Annotated in this window: 14 protein-coding genes; 8 read left to right on the top strand and 6 right to left on the bottom strand. The window is 68.5% G+C overall.

Annotated elements, in window-relative coordinates:
- The first annotated feature begins 60 nt into the window (after positions 1-60).
- From ACWD4J_RS25460 to ACWD4J_RS25445, 4 genes are all read left to right on the top strand, one after another.
- The gene (locus ACWD4J_RS25460) at positions 61-1,047 is read left to right on the top strand and encodes a metal ABC transporter substrate-binding protein (RefSeq protein ID WP_451397741.1); all 987 of its coding nucleotides are present in this window, start codon (positions 61-63) and stop codon (positions 1,045-1,047) included.
- A gap of 85 nt (positions 1,048-1,132) precedes the next feature.
- Positions 1,133-1,921, top strand: coding sequence for a metal ABC transporter ATP-binding protein (locus ACWD4J_RS25455; protein WP_451397740.1), 789 nt, complete (start codon positions 1,133-1,135; stop codon positions 1,919-1,921).
- Between the two features lie 10 nt (positions 1,922-1,931).
- Positions 1,932-2,879, top strand: a complete 948-nt coding sequence (locus ACWD4J_RS25450) for a metal ABC transporter permease (protein ID WP_451397739.1) — start codon at positions 1,932-1,934, stop codon at positions 2,877-2,879.
- Between the two features lie 62 nt (positions 2,880-2,941).
- Entirely contained in the window at positions 2,942-3,361 is a 420-nt protein-coding gene (locus tag ACWD4J_RS25445) for a Fur family transcriptional regulator (RefSeq protein ID WP_451397738.1), read from the top strand.
- A gap of 79 nt (positions 3,362-3,440) precedes the next feature.
- Here the strand turns inward: ACWD4J_RS25445 and ACWD4J_RS25440 are convergent, their stop codons facing one another.
- From ACWD4J_RS25440 to ACWD4J_RS25430, 3 genes are all read right to left on the bottom strand, one after another.
- Positions 3,441-4,283: an isoprenyl transferase gene (locus ACWD4J_RS25440; RefSeq protein WP_451397737.1), complete on the bottom strand. Its 843-nt coding sequence runs from the start codon at positions 4,281-4,283 to the stop codon at positions 3,441-3,443.
- A gap of 76 nt (positions 4,284-4,359) precedes the next feature.
- On the bottom strand, positions 4,360-5,106 hold the full coding sequence (gene recO / locus ACWD4J_RS25435) for a DNA repair protein RecO (protein ID WP_451397736.1): 747 nt from the start codon (positions 5,104-5,106) through the stop codon (positions 4,360-4,362).
- Between the two features lie 40 nt (positions 5,107-5,146).
- Complete coding sequence (locus tag ACWD4J_RS25430; RefSeq protein ID WP_181660095.1) at positions 5,147-5,362, bottom strand: hypothetical protein; 216 nt, start codon at positions 5,360-5,362, stop codon at positions 5,147-5,149.
- Positions 5,363-5,721: 359 nt separating this feature from the next.
- Here ACWD4J_RS25430 and ACWD4J_RS25425 point away from each other — a divergent pair, with 359 nt between their 5' ends.
- The 3 genes from ACWD4J_RS25425 (at position 5,722) to ACWD4J_RS25415 (ending at position 8,314) form a co-directional block, all read left to right on the top strand.
- Positions 5,722-6,555: a helix-turn-helix domain-containing protein gene (locus ACWD4J_RS25425; protein ID WP_451397735.1), complete on the top strand. Its 834-nt coding sequence runs from the start codon at positions 5,722-5,724 to the stop codon at positions 6,553-6,555.
- Entirely contained in the window at positions 6,537-6,746 is a 210-nt protein-coding gene (locus ACWD4J_RS25420) for a DUF397 domain-containing protein (RefSeq protein ID WP_451397734.1), read from the top strand. Before ACWD4J_RS25425 ends, ACWD4J_RS25420 begins: the two co-directional genes overlap by 19 nt.
- Before the next feature lie 155 nt (positions 6,747-6,901).
- Positions 6,902-8,314: a hypothetical protein gene (locus ACWD4J_RS25415; RefSeq protein WP_451397733.1), complete on the top strand. Its 1,413-nt coding sequence runs from the start codon at positions 6,902-6,904 to the stop codon at positions 8,312-8,314.
- A gap of 174 nt (positions 8,315-8,488) precedes the next feature.
- Here the strand turns inward: ACWD4J_RS25415 and ACWD4J_RS25410 are convergent, their stop codons facing one another.
- The 3 genes from ACWD4J_RS25410 to ACWD4J_RS25400 form a co-directional block, all read right to left on the bottom strand.
- Entirely contained in the window at positions 8,489-8,812 is a 324-nt protein-coding gene (locus tag ACWD4J_RS25410) for a helix-turn-helix domain-containing protein (RefSeq protein ID WP_451397732.1), read from the bottom strand.
- The gene (locus tag ACWD4J_RS25405) at positions 8,809-9,189 is read right to left on the bottom strand and encodes a type II toxin-antitoxin system RelE/ParE family toxin (RefSeq protein ID WP_451397731.1); all 381 of its coding nucleotides are present in this window, start codon (positions 9,187-9,189) and stop codon (positions 8,809-8,811) included. Before ACWD4J_RS25405 ends, ACWD4J_RS25410 begins: the two co-directional genes overlap by 4 nt.
- Positions 9,190-9,336: 147 nt before the next feature.
- Positions 9,337-10,008, bottom strand: coding sequence for a FadR/GntR family transcriptional regulator (locus ACWD4J_RS25400; RefSeq protein WP_451397768.1), 672 nt, complete (start codon positions 10,006-10,008; stop codon positions 9,337-9,339).
- A gap of 363 nt (positions 10,009-10,371) precedes the next feature.
- On the opposite strand from ACWD4J_RS25400, the gene ACWD4J_RS25395 reads away from it, so the two are divergent.
- Entirely contained in the window at positions 10,372-12,009 is a 1,638-nt protein-coding gene (locus ACWD4J_RS25395) for an ABC transporter substrate-binding protein (RefSeq protein ID WP_451397730.1), read from the top strand.
- Positions 12,010-12,025 lie beyond the last annotated feature (16 nt).

The raw sequence follows: 12,025 nt of genomic DNA, 5'->3' as shown, positions 1-12,025 counted from the left end.
CACAGAGCTTTCCCAGGCCTTTATTGACAATCGTTTCCAGATTTGTTGAAAATGACTGTCATGAACGTACGCCGCACGCCGCCCTCTCCCCGACCGGGTTCCCGCATACGCACCGGCATCGCTGTCGCCGCCGTCACCGCGCTGGGCCTGGGCGCGCTCTCGGCCTGCTCCACCTCGAACGCCGCCGAGGGCAGCAGCGGGAAGCTCGACGTCGTGGCGTCCTTCTACCCCATGGAGTTCCTCGCCGAGGAGATCGGCAAGGACCACGTCCATGTGACCACCCTCACCGAGCCCGGCCAGGAGCCGCACGACCTGGAGATCAGCGCCCGCCAGACGGCGCAGCTCCAGGAGGCCGACGCCGTCCTCTACCTCAAGGGCCTCCAGCCCGCCGTCGACGACGCGGTGCAGCAGTCCGAGGTCAAGACCAAGATCGACGCCGCCTCGCTGACCAGCCTGGAGAAGCACGGCAACGAGGTCGGCGGGCATGCCGAGGCGCACGACGACCACGCGGCCGAGGAGGGTGGCGGCACGGACCCGCACATCTGGCTCGACCCCGTGAAGTACGCCCAGGTCGCCGAGGGCGTCGGCAAGGCCTTCGAGAAGGCCGACCCGGACCACGCCGCGGAATACAAGAAGAACACCGCCGCGTTGGTGAAGAGGCTCGACGGCCTGAACACCCAGTTCAAGGACGGTCTGGCGAACACGGACTCCAAGGTCTTCATCACCACCCACGCCGCCTTCGGCTACCTCGCCGAGCGCTACGGCCTCACCGAGGAGGCCATCACCGGTCTCGACCCGGAGAGCGAGCCGAGCGCCGCGCGCGTCAGGGAGCTGCAGGAGATGGCCAAGGCCGACGGGGTCACCACCGTCTTCTACGAGACGCTGGTCAGCGGCAAGACGGCGAAGACCATCGCGAGCGACGCAAACCTGAAGACCGATGTGCTCGACCCCATCGAGGGCATCACCGACAAGTCCAAGGGCGACGACTACTTCCAGGTGATGGAGTCCAACCTCCAGGCCCTGGAGAAGGCACTCGGCGCCAAGTGACGCCGACACCCCTCCAGCCGACACCCCGCCAAGTGACGCCGGCACCCCCTCCGCACCGCCGGAGCAGCACGGAAAGGCGCGAGCCATGAAGGCCAACCCGGCCGACCACCCCACGGACGCCGTCATCACCCTGCGGGCAGTGACGGCGGAGCTCGGCTCGCGCCCCGTGCTGCGGGGCATCGACCTCACCGTGCGCCGCGGTGAGGTCGTCGCCCTGCTCGGCGCCAACGGCTCCGGCAAGTCGACGGCGGTCCGGACGATCATCGGCCAGGTGCCCGTCAGCGGCGGCGAGATCGAGCTCTTCGGCACCCCGCGCCGCCGCTTTCGCGACTGGGCGCGCGTCGGGTACGTGCCGCAGCGCACCACGGCCGCGGGCGGCGTGCCCGCCACCGTGACCGAGGTGGTCTCCTCGGGGCGCCTCTCGCGCGCCCGCTTCGGCATGCTGCGCAAGGCCGACCGGGAGGCCGTGCACCAGGCCCTGGAGCAGGTCGGCATGGCCGACAGGGCCAAGGACTCCGTGGGCGCGCTCTCCGGCGGCCAGCACCAGCGCGTACTGATCGCGCGGGCCCTCGCCGCCCAGCCCGAGCTGCTGATCATGGACGAGCCGATGGCCGGCGTCGACCTGGCCAGCCAGGAGGTGCTCGCGGCCACCCTGCGCGAGCAGGTCGCGTCCGGCGCCTCCGTCCTGCTGGTCCTGCACGAGCTCGGACCGCTGGAACCCCTCATCGACCGCGCCGTGGTGCTCCGGGACGGCTGCGTCGTCCACGACGGGCCGCCACCGGCCGCCGTCGGCCAGCACGCGCTGCCCGGCCACGACCACGTCCACCCGCACACCGCCGACGCCGAGCCGGTCCGCACCGGCCTGCTGAGTTAGGACACAGGCGATGGAAATCCTGGACTACGCCTTCATGCAGCGGGCCCTGCTCGCCGCCGTCCTCGTCGGCATCACCGCACCCGCCGTGGGCATCTACCTCGTCCAGCGCCGCCAGGCCCTGATGGGCGACGGCATCGGCCACGTCGCGATGACGGGTGTCGGTCTCGGCTTCCTGCTGTCGACGTCCCCGGTGTGGATGGCGACGGCGGTCGCCGTACTCGGCTCGGTGATCATGGAGCTGATCCGCTGGTACGGCAGGACGCGCGGCGACATCGCGCTCGCCATGCTGTTCTACGGCGGTATGGCGGGCGGTGTGATGCTGATCAACCTCGCGCCGGGCGGCTCCAACGCGAACCTGAGCTCCTACTTGTTCGGTTCGCTGTCGACGGTGTCCGAGGGGGACGTGCTCGCCATCTGCCTGCTCGCCGCCTTCGTCGTGCTCGTCACGCTGGGCCTCAGGCGGCAGCTGTTCGCGGTCAGCCAGGACGAGGAGTTCGCGCGTGTGACCGGGCTTCCGGTGCGCGCCCTGAACCTGCTCACCGCCGTCACCGCGGCGGTCACGGTCACCGTCGCCATGCGGGTCGTGGGCCTGCTGCTCGTCAGCGCGCTGATGGTGGTGCCCGTGGCGGCCGCGCAGCAGCTCAGCCGGAGCTTCGCCGCGACCTTCGGCATCGCGGTGACGATCGGCGTGGGCGTCACACTCGGCGGCACGGTCACGTCGTACTACCAGGACGTGCCGCCCGGCGCGACCATCGTGCTGCTGACCATCGCCGTGTTCATCGCCCTGACGGCACTGGCCACGCCGCTCGCCCGGCGCAGGGCGCGGGCCGCCGCGGCCGTTGCCGGGACCGAGGCGGGGGCGACGGACTGCGTGCTTCCGCCGGCCGCGACGGAAGCCGGGACGGAGACCGGAGCCGGGGCGGCACCGGTCCCTCAGCCGGTCGCTCGCCGCGGGTGACCGTCCCACCGCAACCGGTCCACCTGGCACAATGGCCCGGCAGCTGATGTGAGGAGGCAACGGTGACGACCGCTGGACCAGTACGGGGCCGATCCACCCGGCAGCGTGCGGCCGTGGCAGCCGCGCTGGACGAGGTGGACGAGTTCCGCAGCGCGCAGGAGCTCCACGACATGCTCAAGCACCGGGGCGACTCCGTCGGCCTGACCACGGTCTACCGCACCCTGCAGTCCCTCGCCGACGCGGGCGAGGTCGACGTGCTGCGCACGAGCGACGGCGAGTCCGTCTACCGCCGCTGCTCCTCCGGCGAGCACCACCACCATTTGGTCTGCCGCGCCTGCGGCAAGGCCGTCGAGGTGGAGGGCCCGGCCGTCGAGAAGTGGGCCGAGGCCATCGCGTCCGAGCACGGCTATGTGAACGTGGCCCACACGGTGGAGATCTTCGGCACGTGCGCGGAGTGCGCGGCGGCGGCCAAGGAGAACTGACCCGCCACCACGGTTGCTTTCGGGCCCTTCTCAGACCCGGCTCGGATGCCGGTCGAGAAGGGCCCGTAGTCGTTCCGCGTCAGCCTTGGCGCCCCGGGTCGCCCTCCATGGCGAGCAGTTCCTCGTTCGGGATGGCCCCGCCGAAACGGCGGTCGCGCGATACGTACTCGACGCAGGCCCGCCACAGGTCGCGCCGGTCGAAATCCGGCCACAGGACGTCCTGGAAGACCATCTCGGCGTAGCTGGACTGCCAGATCAGGTAGTTGGACGTGCGCTGCTCGCCGCTCGGGCGGAGGAAGAGGTCCACGTCCGGCATGTCCGGGTAGTACAGATACTTCTGGATCGTCTTCTCGGTGATCTTGGCCGGGTCGAGCTTTCCGGCCGCGACGTCGGCCGCCAGCTTCTGCGCGGCGTCCGCGAGCTCGGCCCGCCCGCCGTAGTTCACGCAGAAGTACAGCGTCATCGCGTCGTTGTCCTTCGTCTGCTCCTGGGCGACCTGGAGCTCCTGCACGACGGACTTCCACAGCTTGGGCATACGGCCCACCCAGCGGATACGGATGCCGAGTTCGTCCATCTCGTCGCGCCGGCGCCGGATGACGTCCCGGTTGAAGTTCATCAGGAAGCGCACCTCGTCCGGCGACCGCTTCCAGTTCTCCGTCGAGAAGGCGTACAGGGAGAGGTTCTTCACGCCCATCTCCAGGCAGCCCTTGAGCACGTCCATCACGACGCTCTCGCCGACCCTGTGGCCCTCCGTGCGCGGCAGCCCGCGCTCCTTCGCCCACCGGCCGTTCCCGTCCATGACGATCGCCACGTGGTTCGGGATCAGCTCACCGGGCAGCTTCGGCGGACGCGCCCCGGAGGGGTGCGGCTCGGGGGCCTTGTACTCGCGGCGGGGGCGTCCGAGCATCCCGCGTCGTGCCATGAGGCTCACGTCTTCCTGCTCTCGACTTTCTGCTTGCCGGGCTCGCCGGTTCTGCCAGGGCTCGCCGGGTGGGTTGTCACTTCTCTACGTACCGCAGGGAGCGCAGTCCGCGCTCCAGGTGCCAGTGCAGATACGCCGACACCAGGCCGCTCCCCTCCCGTACGTGCCGGGGCTCGCACGCGTCCGCGGTCTCCCAGTCGCCTGTCAGCAGCGCACCGAGGAGGGTCAGTGCCTCCGGCGAGGGTACGACGCTGCCGGGCGCGCGGCAGTCGGGGCATACGGAACCGCCCGCCGCGACCGAGAAGAACCGGTTCGGGCCGGGCATTCCGCACTGTGCGCAGTCGCCGAAGCTGGGCGCGTAGCCGTTCACGGCGAGCGAGCGCAGCAGGAAGGCGTCCAGTATGAGATTCGGTGCGTGCTCGCCGCGGGCGAGCGTGCGCAGGGCTCCGACGAGCAGCAGGTACTGCTGCACGGCCGGCTCGCCCTCATGATCGGTGAACCGTTCCGCCGTCTCCAGCATGGCCGTACCGGCGGTGTAGCGGGCGTAGTCGGTGACGATCCCGCCACCGTACGGAGCGATCGTCTCGCTCTGCGTACAGAGCGGCAGCCCGCGGCCGATCAGCTCACTGCCGCGCGCGAAGAACTGCACGTCCACATGGGAGAAGGGCTCGAGCCGCGCCCCGAACTTCGACTTCGTCCGGCGCACTCCGCGGGCGACGGCACGCACACGGCCGTGCCCGCGGGTCAGAAGCGTGATGATGCGGTCGGCCTCACCGAGCTTCTGGGTCCGCAGCACGATGCCGTCGTCCCGGAACAGACTCATGGGCCCATTCTCTCCCACGGCCGCGGGTGGCTGTGGCGGGTCAGGGCACCTCGCCCCGGCTGCGCGCGTTCGCGTACGCGGTGGCCGCGCGCAACCGTTCCGCCGCGGTCGCGGCCCGTACGGCTCCGGGTTCGCAGTCCCACTCCCGGCCACCGCCCAGCGGTCTGAGCTGAACGTACGGCCCCTCGTGGCCCACCACCCGGCCCACCTTGCCGGTACGGGTGTCGACGGCGTACGAACCGATGGGGGGCTTCATCGTGCGGTGCCCCCGTTCGAGGTACGGCCCCCGAGGACCGCCGCCAGACGAGCGGCGACTTCGATGGAACATCGACCCAATTCGATCAGGGGGCATGGGGCATCGCGCGCCACGGTCACCGGGTCGATCCGCAGGGAAGGCAAAGTAATTCCCGCCCGCGCAAGCGCCATGCGCAATTCCGTCACCGTCTCCTCCGCCTCCTCGGCACACCGCGCCGAGTGTCGTGTTCCATCTTCCGCCTTCACCGGTTCCCTTTCCCTCCGACTTTTCATGCTTCACATCTCCACGATGCCGTTCCGCGCCTACACTCGACAGAAGCCGGATCTCTACAAGTGCGGTGCACACCAAGGGGGTTGGCCATGGCCAACGGTTCACGGCAGGCGGCTTGGGAGTTCTTCGGGGCAGAACTGAAACGACGCCGTGAGGACACGGGTTTCACCCAGGTGGAGCTGGGCGCACGCGTCTTCGTATCCGGTGCATACATCGGCCAATTCGAACAGGCAATTCGCAAGCCCCAGTTGGACGTCGCCCAACGGATCGACGACGTCCTGCAAACCGGCGGTTTTTTCGAGCGGATGTGCAGGAAGCTCATCAATGACCAGCGCTACGCCGAATACTTCGCGCCGGTTGCAGAACTGGAAGCTTTGGCCACGAAAATCTGTGAGTTTGCCCCGACGGTTGTCCCGGGGCTGTTGCAGACAGCCCCGTACGCACGGGCCGTCACCATTGCAGCAAACCCGTTCGTCACCGACGAGTACGTGGACGAGAAGGTGTCGGCCCGACTTGAGCGGGCCCGCATCCTCAGAGACGCTGCAAGGCCCGAGTACTGGGCGATCCTGCACGAAAGCGTGCTGCGCATCCCCGTTGGCGGTCCTGCCGCGATGGCCGAGCAGCTGGAGCACATCGCCGCGCTGGCTCGCGCGCGGCAGGTTCTCGTGATGGTGCTCCAGCGCTCAGTAGGCGCGCACGCTGCGATGGCCGGGGATCTGAGGCTCGTGGAGTTCGAGGACGCGCCGCCAACCGCCTATACAGAGACATCGTTTTCGGGAGATCTGCTCGACGATCCGGCGGTGGTGAAGCGAGCCCAGCGCGCCTACGATCTCGTGAGGGCAGCCGCCCTGTCGCCGAAGGCGTCCCTCACCCTGATCGAGTCGGCAGCGGAGGACTTCAGAGGATGCGTGAGTACGACCTGAGCACCGTCAGCTGGCGCAAGAGCACCTACAGCAACGGCGAAGGCGGCAACTGCCTCGAGGTCGCCGACGGTCACCCCGGTATCGTCCCCGTCCGGGACAGCAAGATCCCGGACGGCCCCGTCCTCGTGGTGACCACCGATGCGTGGGCGCCATTCGTGGCCGCGGTGGCGAGGACCGGCTGTTGCGTCTGAAGATCTATGTCGCTGAGGGAGACTCGCCCGGTCTGCAGAGTCGCCCAGGCCACGATGCGTACGCCAGCTTGTTCGACAATGACGGAGCGTCTGTCACGCGAGATGGCGACGGTCTGACACGCTGGCATACCGCCGACCGGCACGCTTCCAAGAAGATGATCGAGGTCTCCGTGCCGGGGACCTCGACCGTCGACCAGCTCACGCAGAGGTGCTTAGCCGAAGCACGCTCGGCGAAGCTCGCCTGCTGGCCGACAGAACCACTGGCCGTGTGGCTCCTCGATGCGGTGACGGGCGAGAGACTGGAGGCTGAGCAGCGCGTCACCGACCTCGATCTGGCAGAGGGCGACGTGCTGGTGCTGTGTATCGAACATCCGCCCCAGGCTCTCTACTCACTCGCGCCCATCCCCGACTCGGCCGCGCTGATCCGCAGGCTCCAGCTCGCTGAAGGCGTGCTCCCGCCGGACGGAGGCCCGCGTCTGTGGGGGGTGCTGCTGTACACCGATGCCGACGCGGAACTCGCCTCCTACGTCCGTACGCACTTCGAGGATCTGAACGCCCTCTCCGGGCCGGCGACCAGGGTGTTCGTCATCGAGCGGCCCGCGGACTGGCGTACGGCCAAGAGGTACTGGCGCAAACACCTGGAACCGGAGTTGTACCGGGTGCTGTCCACGATGAGGTGGCTCGCCTGGCAGCCCTTCGACCACCAGGGCGCGTACGAGATCGCCGACCTCATGGGCGTCGACCGGGACCTCCTGCCGTGCCTGGTGTTCTTCCACCCGACCGGAAGACCGCCGGCCGAGGTGGAGAAGATCGTGTTCCGCATCGAGGACGTCTCGGTCGGCTACTTCCGCGCCCTGTTCGGCGGTATCGCAGGAGCCCTCCGCGCGGCCGGAGACGGGGCATCGCCGAGCCTTCGGGAACAGTTGCGCGCCGAGGAGGCTGCGGCTCACTCGCGGTTCGAGGCATGGTTCGCGGAACTCCAGCAGCGTGATCCGGAGTGGTGGCGCGGGCCGCTGCCCACCATGCCCGAGCCAACGCTGGAGGAGACGCTGCACACCCTCGCAGCCGGGGGGCCCGCCGCCGACGCCGAGGCATTCGCCCGGGTGCGCTCGGCGTCGGAGGCCATCAGAAGCCGACTGAGGCCCGCGCAGCAGCCCGCCCACCCGGATCACATCCACACGTTCCACAACTGCCGAGTCGTCGTCACTTCAGGAGCAACCGTGTCGGAGAACTTCTATTTTCAGGGCGAGAACACCACGTTCATCAACCGCCCGCAGGACACGGTCATCCGCGACTTCCAGAACACGTACGGGACGGGCGCAGGCGCCGAGGACCTGATTCGGCTGCTTGAACTGGTCCTGTCCAGCCGGAACTTGACGGACAGCGAGCGCAACGAAGCAGCAGGCGCGGTACACGACGTGGCCCGGCTCAGCGCCGAGCCCGAAGCCGACGTGCCCGCCGTCCGGACCCGGCTGCAGCGCCTTCGGGAGCTGCTGTCCAGCAGCGCGGACATCGCCCAGCCCGCGCTCGCCATCATCGCGTCGGTAGCGGCCCTCTTCGCGGGCTGATTTCCAGCCCATCCGGCAATTTCGAACGCCGCACGCAGGCGGCCGGAACGCTCCCCGGCGGCGAGCACCAGACGCTCGCGATGGGCCGCGCCCTGGTGTGCCGCCCGATCCTGCTCATACTCAAAGGGCGGCACTGAGAGGCACCACAAGCACGAGGGCAGCCAAGCGGCGTACTCACCCGACCTTGCGCAGCTCTCCGTCATCGAAGACGGCGACCATCACCAGGCTGCCGCCTAGCGCTTCGATGTACCGCGCCACCACGTCCGTTCCGGAGACCTGGCCGCTCTCGATCTGGGAGACCCGGCCTTTACTGACTCCCATGTGTTCGGCCACCTGTGCCTGTGTGAACCCGCGCTCCTGACGCATCTCGACCAGGCGCCATGCGCGGACTTCGGCGAGCATGCGCTGGGCGCCCTCCAGGAAGGCGTCGGGACCGCCTGCCAGATCCTCTGCCCGCTCTCGGTGTCCCGTGGCCGACCACCTGATGTGTCCGCTCACTTCCCCAGCTCCTTCTTACGGTCGGCGACGTACTCGGCATACCGCTGCTCCGCCAAGGGGATCGCCTCGTCGTACCAGGCGCTCCAGTTCCCGGCCTTGTCGCCGGCCACGAGCAGAATCGCGGAGCGCCACGGGTCGAACATGAACAGCACCCGCACCTCACTGCGCCCCGCCGAGCCCGGCCTCAGCTCCTTCAGATTGTGCAACGCCGAACCCTTGATGCGGTCGACCAGTGGCCGCCCTTCGGCCGGACCATGGCAGGCGAGAATCCAAATGGCCTGATTGACCAGCACGTACGAAGCCGGATCGGCCTTCTCGAGGTCGTTGAGCCACTGATCCACCTCGCTGGTGAGGTACACGTCCCACTGTTCGCCCACTCCCGAGCCCTTTCCTGAGTTTAGCAGTCACTAAACTCCTGGCTAAGGAACGCCGGACGCCAAATGCATCGATGTCACCCTGACGAGGCACGTCACTGGTCAGTCGGCTCGCCCAAGGTCGGCCTACCCTGGCAAGAGCCCCAGCCGTCAGCCGACCCCACGAGTCGCCTGCCCCGCCCGCGCCTCGATCCCCCTGAAGTGGTCCGCCATCGCGCGCTGTGCGCCCTCGACGTCTCGGGCGCGCAGGGCCGTGAGGATGTCGCGGTGGCGGCGGACGGTGAGGTCCGGGGTCGGGTCGTCGGTCCAGCCGCGGGCCGCGGAGACGCGGCGGAAGACGTTCCAGAAGGCGCCGAGGAGCTGGGGCACGAGCGTGTTGCCGAGTGACTGGTAGAGCACCTCGTGGAACTCGCGGTCGAGTTCGGGGAGGGGACTCCCGGGGCTGCCCGTACCACCGGTCTCCTCCATGCGGAGAACGATCGTTTCCAGCCGGTCGAGTTCCGTGTCGGTGAGGGACGCCGCGACCCTGCGTATGAGGCCCTCCTCCAGCACCTCTCTGACCTGCAAGATCTCGCCGAGGGCCCGGGTGTCGTCGTCGACCTGGGAGAGCGCCCGGAAGGTGAGGCCGTCGACGAGGGGGGTCAGTGAGGCCTGGCCGACGTACGTGCCGTAGCCGTGCCGTATGTCGACGATGTCGAGGGCCTGGAGCGCCTTGAGGGCCTCGCGGACCGAGTTGCGGCTGACGCCTAGGTCCTCCATGAGCTCGGTCTCGGTCGGCAGTGGGGCTCCCGGCTGGAGCTTGCGGTCGAGGATCAGCTGCATGACCTCGCGCTGGATCTGGCCGCTCACGCGTCGCTCGCGGGCGGACCGCGGGCCGGGGTTCCTCGGCCCCGAGGGCTGCTCGGACATGCGGCACATCGTACGCGCGGGGACGTCCGACGTCCCATGTCAGCCGGAAATCTCTGTCCTGTTCGGAGGAAGAGGTCTCCAACTGCCGTGTTTCACCGTGTCATTGGTTGCACCTCTGGAGGAAGTGTCAGAAATGCGCGGTCTCTTGACCACCTTCGGGCCCCCTCCTATGGTCACGCTGCTGGGCATGACGTAGGACGTCGTATCTCCCCCACTCCGGCCACCGCTACGACCCCCGGTACCCCTCCCCCCAAACCTCTCCTCCCAGGAGGATCCGTGCGCGACGTGACCCATGTACCGGCGCTGCACCGCCGGTCGTTCCTGAAGTACACCGGCGCGCTGGGCGCGGCCGCCGCTGTCACCTCGACGCTGTCGGCCTGTTCCGCGGGGCCGGAGTCCACCAATGAGACCGACGACGGCGACGGCAAGGGCGGTCTCACCACGCTCACCGCCGTCATCGGCTACGGCAACGACCAGAGCTGGGATCCGCTGATGACGGCGTCGGCGTTCAGCATGGCCGCGAACCACCACATCTACGAGGGGCTGCTCGACACCGACCCGATCACGCGGGAGCCGTATCCCGCGCTGGCCACGGCGATCCCGTCGGACCTGTCCGCGACGACCTGGAAGTTCACGCTGCGCGACGGCGCGAAGTGGCACGACGGGAAGCCGGTCACGGCCGACGACGTCGTCTTCACCTTCGGCCGGGTCCTGGACCCGGACACGCAGACGCTCGCCAAGAACTTCTTCGCCTCCTGGCTGAAGGAGGTCAGGAAGACCGACGACCAGTCCGTCGAGCTGGTGCTGAAGTTCCCGTTCCCGGAGGGCGCACCGCGGCTGACGCTCGCCAAGATCATGCCGAAGCACGTGTACGACCAGCCGGGCGCGCTGGACGACGCCATGAAGGGCAAGGCGGTGGGCTCGGGGCCGTACCGGCAGACCGCGCACCACCCGAAGTCCAACACGACGTTCGAGGCCTTCGACGGCTACAACGGGCCACGCAAGGCCACCTTCAAGAAGATGAACTGGCTGTCGATCGTGGACGCCGCGCCGCGCGTCGCCAAGATCTCCGGCGCGAGCGCGGGTGCGCAGATCTCCGACAACATTCCCTACGCCAACATCGACCAGCTGAAGAAGGGCGGGCTGACGGTCGAGGGCGGCGCCGGGATGAACCATCTGTTCCTGCTCTTCAACACCGCCCACAAGCCGTTCGACGACGTGCGGGTGCGGCAGGCGCTGCACTACGCGATCGACACGGAGAAGATGATCTCGGCGGCGCTGCGGGGGCACGGCAAGCCGGCGACCTCGTACCTCAACGAGGGCAATCCGACGTACCGCAAGGCCAAGACGGTCTACGCGTACGATCCGGCCAAGGCCAAGCAGCTGCTGGCGGACGCCGGGGTCAGCGGGCTGACGGTGAATCTGATGGCCGTCAACGTCAGCTGGATCGTGGACTGCCTGCCGACCATCAAGGCGTCGTGGGACGCGATCGGGGTGAAGACGACGCTGGAGCCGCAGGAGACGGCGGCGCTCTTCACGAAGCTCGACCAGAAGCAGGACTTCCAGGTGGTTGCAGCCGCGTCCAACCCCAACCAGTTCGGGCTCGACGCGGACCTGATCATGCATTACAACTACGGGCCCGGAAACACCTGGATGCGGTACGCCCGCTGGGAGGACAGCTCCGAGGCCAAGGCCCTGTTCAAGATGATGGACCAGGCCACGCAGGAGCCCGACGCCGCGAAGAAGAAGCAGATGACGCAGGACTACATCGACGTCGTCGCCGAGAACGCCGTGATCTACCCGGTCGTCCACAACGAGCTGATGACGGCCTGGGATCCGAAGAAGATCACCGGCATCAGGCCACAGCCGTATCCCGGGATCAACGTCCTGCAGGCCAAGCCCGCCGCCGGCTGACCCGCACGCACCCTCA

It is taken from the genome of Streptomyces sp. NPDC002577, from assembly GCF_053594815.1.
Note: the sequence above shows the minus strand (reverse complement) of the source record. Positions and strands in the feature narration are given on the sequence as shown.

What these genes read in the sequence shown, in the direction of transcription:
- ACWD4J_RS25455 (WP_451397740.1), top strand. Translation starts at nt 1,133, where the DNA reads ATGAAGGCCAACCCGGCCGACCACCCCACGGACGCCGTCATCACCCTG.
- ACWD4J_RS25415 (WP_451397733.1), top strand. Translation starts at nt 6,902, where the DNA reads ATGATCGAGGTCTCCGTGCCGGGGACCTCGACCGTCGACCAGCTCACG.
- ACWD4J_RS25430 (WP_181660095.1), bottom strand. Translation starts at nt 5,362, where the DNA reads ATGAAGCCCCCCATCGGTTCGTACGCCGTCGACACCCGTACCGGCAAG.
- ACWD4J_RS25400 (WP_451397768.1), bottom strand. Translation starts at nt 10,008, where the DNA reads ATGCAGCTGATCCTCGACCGCAAGCTCCAGCCGGGAGCCCCACTGCCG.
- ACWD4J_RS25450 (WP_451397739.1), top strand. Translation starts at nt 1,932, where the DNA reads ATGGAAATCCTGGACTACGCCTTCATGCAGCGGGCCCTGCTCGCCGCC.
- ACWD4J_RS25440 (WP_451397737.1), bottom strand. Translation starts at nt 4,283, where the DNA reads ATGGCACGACGCGGGATGCTCGGACGCCCCCGCCGCGAGTACAAGGCC.
- recO (WP_451397736.1), bottom strand. Translation starts at nt 5,106, where the DNA reads ATGAGTCTGTTCCGGGACGACGGCATCGTGCTGCGGACCCAGAAGCTC.
- ACWD4J_RS25425 (WP_451397735.1), top strand. Translation starts at nt 5,722, where the DNA reads ATGGCCAACGGTTCACGGCAGGCGGCTTGGGAGTTCTTCGGGGCAGAA.
- ACWD4J_RS25460 (WP_451397741.1), top strand. Translation starts at nt 61, where the DNA reads ATGAACGTACGCCGCACGCCGCCCTCTCCCCGACCGGGTTCCCGCATA.
- ACWD4J_RS25420 (WP_451397734.1), top strand. Translation starts at nt 6,537, where the DNA reads ATGCGTGAGTACGACCTGAGCACCGTCAGCTGGCGCAAGAGCACCTAC.